The organism is Anaerosporobacter sp. (assembly GCF_965301125.1).
Map to the genome: position 1 here is coordinate 1 of NZ_CBDLAM010000177.1, position 5,832 is coordinate 5,832.

Annotated in this window: 6 protein-coding genes; 4 read left to right on the plus strand and 2 right to left on the minus strand. The window is 34.2% G+C overall.

All coding sequences use genetic code 11. The annotated features are described in order from the left end of the window. The first annotated feature begins 491 nt into the window (after positions 1-491). The 4 genes from ACW2QF_RS15760 to ACW2QF_RS15775 all read left to right on the plus strand — a co-directional run bounded on the left by ACW2QF_RS15760 (position 492) and on the right by ACW2QF_RS15775 (position 5,006). Positions 492-1,031, plus strand: a complete 540-nt coding sequence (locus ACW2QF_RS15760; RefSeq protein WP_455716970.1) for a helix-turn-helix domain-containing protein — start codon at positions 492-494, stop codon at positions 1,029-1,031. Between the two features lie 219 nt (positions 1,032-1,250). Beyond that, positions 1,251-2,324, plus strand: coding sequence for a spermidine/putrescine ABC transporter ATP-binding protein (gene potA / locus ACW2QF_RS15765; RefSeq protein WP_455716971.1), 1,074 nt, complete (start codon positions 1,251-1,253; stop codon positions 2,322-2,324). Further along, a complete protein-coding gene (locus ACW2QF_RS15770; RefSeq protein WP_455716964.1) occupies positions 2,317-3,132 on the plus strand; it encodes an ABC transporter permease in 816 nt (271 codons plus the stop codon). The genes potA and ACW2QF_RS15770 overlap by 8 nt, the downstream gene beginning before the upstream one ends. Continuing rightward, positions 3,126-5,006: an extracellular solute-binding protein gene (locus ACW2QF_RS15775; RefSeq protein ID WP_455716965.1), complete on the plus strand. Its 1,881-nt coding sequence runs from the start codon at positions 3,126-3,128 to the stop codon at positions 5,004-5,006. Before ACW2QF_RS15770 ends, ACW2QF_RS15775 begins: the two co-directional genes overlap by 7 nt. A gap of 139 nt (positions 5,007-5,145) precedes the next feature. Here the strand turns inward: ACW2QF_RS15775 and ACW2QF_RS15780 are convergent, their stop codons facing one another. Both ACW2QF_RS15780 and ACW2QF_RS15785 read right to left on the minus strand, forming a co-directional pair. Next, a complete protein-coding gene (locus ACW2QF_RS15780; protein ID WP_455716966.1) occupies positions 5,146-5,568 on the minus strand; it encodes a hypothetical protein in 423 nt (140 codons plus the stop codon). 67 nt (positions 5,569-5,635) lie between these two features. After that, positions 5,636-5,832: hypothetical protein (locus ACW2QF_RS15785; protein WP_455716967.1), on the minus strand; the 197-nt coding region annotated here is incomplete at its 5' end.

A 5,832-nucleotide genomic window follows, 5' to 3' on the forward strand; every position in this document is an offset into this window, starting at 1 on the left:
AGCCGAAGCAAGCCTGAGCTGAGGCAGGATGCCGAATCGAAGGCGGTTCCGTACCATTTGAACAACATATCATACACACATAGAAGTACTTAGATGTGTAGCGTGTTTCGTGTCATAGTACATCAGCTAAGTAGCTATGAAAATCTATATGGAGTTTTGCAAATCATTAACTGTATTTGTTTACCATAATGTTCTGTAAAAGTTTAGTGTTAGTTAACTTTTACAAAATTCTAAACTTTCTTAATCGATTCTTTTCCTTTAAATTCAATGCTTTCCAAGGATTTTCTTAAATTCATTCTAATTTCCATGATTTTTGTATTTTATTGTTGACACTATATATAAACTGTGTATAATAAAATATGCTGCAAGTTTAGCAACGCTAAACTTAAAGTGTAGTTATGCTAACCAAAACTAATTATTTCATATACATAAGTGGGATATAGATTATGGATAACTACAGACAAATGACCTATGAAAAGGGAGTGAATCAAATGCAAATCGGTCATAAGATCAAAGAGCTACGTATTCAAAAGAATCTTACGCAGGAAGAGCTGGCAGACCGAGCAGAACTGTCAAAAGGATTCATATCACAACTTGAAAGAGATTTAACATCCCCGTCCATTGCTACTTTAGTTGATATCTTGCAATGTCTTGGAACAAACCTTGAAGAATTCTTCTCGAATACAACCTCTGAACAAGTTGTTTTTCATAAATCAGATTATTTTGAAAAATATGATAGTGAATTAAAGAATGAAATTCAATGGATAATACCAAATGCGCAAAAGAATATGATGGAACCTATTCTGCTAACACTAGAACCTGATGGGTCCACTTATCCAGATAACCCTCATGAAGGCGAAGAATTTGGTTACGTATTAAGTGGTAGTATTACCATTCATATAGGGAGCAAAACTTACAAAGCAAAAAAAGGAGAAGCCTTCTATTTTACTCCAAACAAGAAGCACTATCTCACTGCTTCCTCTAAAACAGGTGCAAGCCTTCTTTGGGTTTCCACACCTCCTAGCTTTTAAACCTAGCAATTGCGAAGCTACTTTACCATATTAAAGTTTCTTAACTGATGTACTATAACACAAAACACGCTATACACTAAGAAGTACTAAAGGTGTTACGCTACCGTTTCTTAGTTATAGTACATCAGTTAAGAAGCAGTTAATTATCCTAAAAGTTTCGCATTTGCGATTTTAATAATATCTATGAAAGGAGCCATGCAGATACATTGCATGGATATAGTGATGAATAAATTAATCGATTTACAGAACATAACAAAATCATATGGCGATAGCATCGTCCTTGACGATTTGAATCTCTATATTAAGGAAAATGAATTCCTTACTCTTCTTGGCCCAAGTGGTTGCGGTAAGACAACTACATTACGTATCATCGGTGGTTTTGAAAATCCTGATAAAGGTAATGTAATCTTTGATGGTAAGAACATAACAAACCTTCCACCAAACCAAAGACAATTAAACACCGTATTCCAAAAATATGCTTTATTTACACACATGACTATCGCTGAGAATATTGCATTCGGTCTTAAAATTAAAAAGAAAAGTAAAAGTTATATTGACGATAAAATCAAATACGCTTTAAAACTTGTAAACCTTGATGGATATGAAAATCGTAAACCAGATTCTCTATCAGGTGGTCAACAACAACGTATCGCTATCGCTCGTGCTATTGTAAATGAACCAAAAGTTCTTCTACTTGATGAGCCTCTTGGCGCTCTAGACTTAAAACTTCGTCAAGACATGCAATATGAATTAATCCGTCTTAAGAACGAACTTGGAATTACCTTCATCTATGTAACGCATGATCAAGAAGAAGCTCTAACAATGTCTGATTCCATTGTTGTTATGAATCAAGGTTACATTCAACAGATTGGTTCTCCTGAAGATATCTATAACGAACCGAAAAATGCTTTCGTTGCTGACTTTATTGGAGAAAGTAATATCATCGCTGGTACTATGCTTGAAGATAAATTAGTTAATATTCTTGGAACAAACTTTGAATGCGTTGATGTTGGCTTCGGAAAAAACAAGCCGGTTGACGTGGTTATTCGTCCTGAAGATATTGACTTAGTTGCTCCAGAACAAGGAACAATTAAAGGGCGCGTGACTTCCTTGATTTTCAAAGGTGTTCATTATGAGATGGAAGTTATGGCAAATGGTCATGAATGGCTCGTTCATAGTACAGATTTATCACCTGTAGGTAGCGAAGTTGGTATTCATGTTGATCCATTCGATATTCAGATTATGAATAAGCCAGAATCAGATGATGAAGAGGCGGTGATTCTAGATGAATAAGAAGAAGTGGCTTGCTACTCCATATATTATCTGGATGGCTGCATTTATTATTATTCCGCTTATTCTCGTAGTATACTATGGATTAACCAATGCTTCTGGAAGTTTCACACTAGAGAATGTGAAAAACATAGCTAACCATGAAAATATGAAAGCGCTTTTGCTTTCTTTAAAGCTATCCATTATTAGTACGCTAATTTGTTTATTTCTTGCTTATCCACTTGCAATGATTCTATCAAAAATGCAGATGAATAGTCATAGTTTTATTGTACTCATCTTCATACTTCCAATGTGGATGAACTTTTTATTACGTACATTAGCTTGGCAAACATTACTTGAGCAAAATGGTGTAATTAATACACTACTACGTAATCTTGGACTTCCTGGAATCGATATTATTAATACCCCAAGTGCAATCATCCTTGGTATGGTATATAATTTCCTTCCATTCATGGTATTACCAATTTATAATACTTTAATAAAATTAGATCAAAATGTAATCAACGCAGCAAGAGATCTTGGTGCGAATAGTTCACAAACATTTACAAAGATTATCTTCCCACTTAGTTTACCTGGTGTGGTTAGTGGTATTACAATGGTATTCGTACCAGCACTAACAACCTTTGTAATCTCAGATATCTTAGGCGGAGGTAAGATTCTCTTAATAGGTAATATTATTGAACAAGATTTCCGTTCTAGTCGTTGGAATGTAGGCTCAGGACTATCACTGGTACTTATGGTTTTCATCCTCTTAAGTATGGCTATCCTTGCGAAATACGATAAAGATTCGGAGGGTACAAATATATGGTAAAGAAAATATCACAAAAATTCTATATAGCACTAATGTTTATATTCCTCTATGCGCCGATTATTGTTTTAATTGTATTATCATTTAACAAATCAAAATCGCGTGCCAAATGGGGTGGATTTACATTAAAGTGGTACAAAGAGCTTTTTGCTAATCAGCAGATTATGAATGCATTATATACGACCTTAGTACTTGCATTAGTTTCTGCTTTAGTTGCTACAATCATCGGTACTGCTGCTTCTATTGCTATGAACAGTATGAAACGTACCCCTCGTACAATTATGATGGGTATCACCAATATTCCGATGCTTAATGCAGATATCGTAACTGGTATCTCTTTAATGTTAGTCTTTATAGCAATAAACTATACACTTGGATTCAGTAGCGTATTAATTGCGCACATAACGTTCAATATACCGTATGTAATCCTTAGTGTTATGCCAAAATTAAAACAAACTAATAAATACACCTATGAAGCAGCACTGGATCTTGGTGCTTCTCATGCGTATGCTTTTTATAAGGTTATCCTTCCAGATATCTTCCCTGGAATCATGTCTGGATTCTTATTAGCATTTACAATGTCATTAGATGACTTCATAATAACACATTTTACAAAAGGTCCTGGAGTTAACACTTTATCAACTAAGATTTATACAGAAGTACGTAAGGGTATTAAACCAGAGATGTATGCATTGTCTACTCTTCTATTCGTCTCTGTACTAACCTTACTGATTATAATTAATCGTACTCCTTCTGAAGAAAAAGTAGATAAGAGAGTGAAAAAGAGAGCAGCTAGGAGAGAACGTTATCCTAAACTAAGATTTCTTAAACCTGCTATTGCTATCATTGCTGTCATAGCATTAATATTCGGTTCCTTTGTGGGAATGAGAGCTACTACAGGTTCCAACTCTTTGTATGTATATAACTGGGGTGAGTACATCGATCCAAAAGTTATCACCAAGTTTGAAAAAGAAACAGGTATCAAAGTAGTATATGACGAATTCGAAATGAACGAAGAAATGTATGCTAAAGTTGAAACTGGTGCTGTCAAATACGATGTAGTTTGTCCTTCCGATTATACAATCCAACGTATGATTGAATCTGATTTACTTGCAGAAATCAATTATGATAATATTCCAAACATCAAATATATCGGAGAAGACTACTTAAAGAGTGCGCAGTCATTTGATCCAGGTAACAAATATGCCGTTCCTTATTGCTGGGGTACAGTAGGTATCTTATACAATAAGACAATGGTTGATGAACCAATCGATTCTTGGAGTGCCATCTTTGATGAAAAATATAAGAATAACATTCTTATGATCAACAGCGTTCGTGATGCCATGGGTATCGCACTTAAATACCTAGGCTATTCAATAAATTCAACGAACAAAGATGAAATTGAAGAAGCTACGCAGCTACTTATTGAACAAAAACCTCTTGTTCAATCCTATGTAGTTGACCAAGTTAGAGATAAGATGATTGGTAACAATGCTGCAATCGGTATTATCTACTCTGGTGAAGCAATTTACACACAACGTGAGAATTCCGATCTTGAATATGTAGTACCAAAAGAAGGTTCAAACATTTGGATTGATGGTTGGGTAATTCCGAAAAACAGTGAAAACAAAGAAAATGCTGAGAAATTCATCAACTTCTTATGTAGACCTGATATCGCCCTATTAAACTTCGAGTACATTACGTATTCCACACCAAACACTGCTGCCAGAGAACTGATTGAAGACGAAGCGATTCGTAACAGTACAATTGCTTTCCCTGATAGCAAAACCATTGGCAATTGTGAAACATTCAAATATCTTGGTGATGATATGACTGCTTATTATGATGATAAATGGCGTGAGGTATTGTCACAGTAGATTAATACTAAAGCATGATTACTTTTATGAAATAATTCAAAACTAATATAAGCCGACTATAATAAATTTGTTTATTCATTATAGTCGGCTTATTCTATCCTATCTAGATTATTCATAAAAAGATGCTATATATTTTATATTATTCTAATTCAAAATTATCCTTTGAATTCTCAAATCCTAAACCTCTGAACGTAACAATAATTTTGGTCCCATTTAATACAGGCGGTGCAAAATCTATTTCTTCGCTTACTTCACCTGGGCCTATTCCCACATAATCTGCATCCATATTGCTAGAAGATAATTCTTCGTTATTAGCGTCGTAACAGGTATATGTCATATATGCGGATAATAATTTATTGTCCGATGTAAGATTCTTGATTTTAAATTTAATATGACCTGACTCTGTTTTAATTGAGTCAATACTTGCTTTGCCCTCAATTTCTTCACCGCTTATGTCGATTGTATTTGTAGCGGTTTCTTTCTGTTTCTCTACTTTCTTATTGCAACCAGCTACAGGTAAAATCAAGCAGAGTAAAGTAAGAAGACAAACTAGCTTTTTCATTTTAATAAAGCCCCCTCAATATGAATATAGTTTATTTTACAAACGATTTAAATATTACTTAACTTTACTATCTCTCTATATTATCATTAGAATTCTCATAAACTAAACCTCTTATTGTAACAACAATTTTGCTTCCCTTTAAAACATCGGGCTTAAAGTCCAATTCTTCACTTACTGCACCTGGCCCTATTTCTATAGGATCTATGTCTAGAAAAGTCGAATACAACTCTTTATTATCCGAATCATAACAGGTATATTTCATAT

Bases quoted from the DNA above. Each gene is read 5' to 3' on its own strand.
- ACW2QF_RS15760 (WP_455716970.1), top strand. From the start codon at position 492: ATGCAAATCGGTCATAAGATCAAAGAGCTACGTATTCAAAAGAATCTT.
- ACW2QF_RS15770 (WP_455716964.1), top strand. From the start codon at position 2,317: ATGAATAAGAAGAAGTGGCTTGCTACTCCATATATTATCTGGATGGCT.
- ACW2QF_RS15775 (WP_455716965.1), top strand. From the start codon at position 3,126: ATGGTAAAGAAAATATCACAAAAATTCTATATAGCACTAATGTTTATA.
- ACW2QF_RS15780 (WP_455716966.1), bottom strand. From the start codon at position 5,568: ATGAAAAAGCTAGTTTGTCTTCTTACTTTACTCTGCTTGATTTTACCT.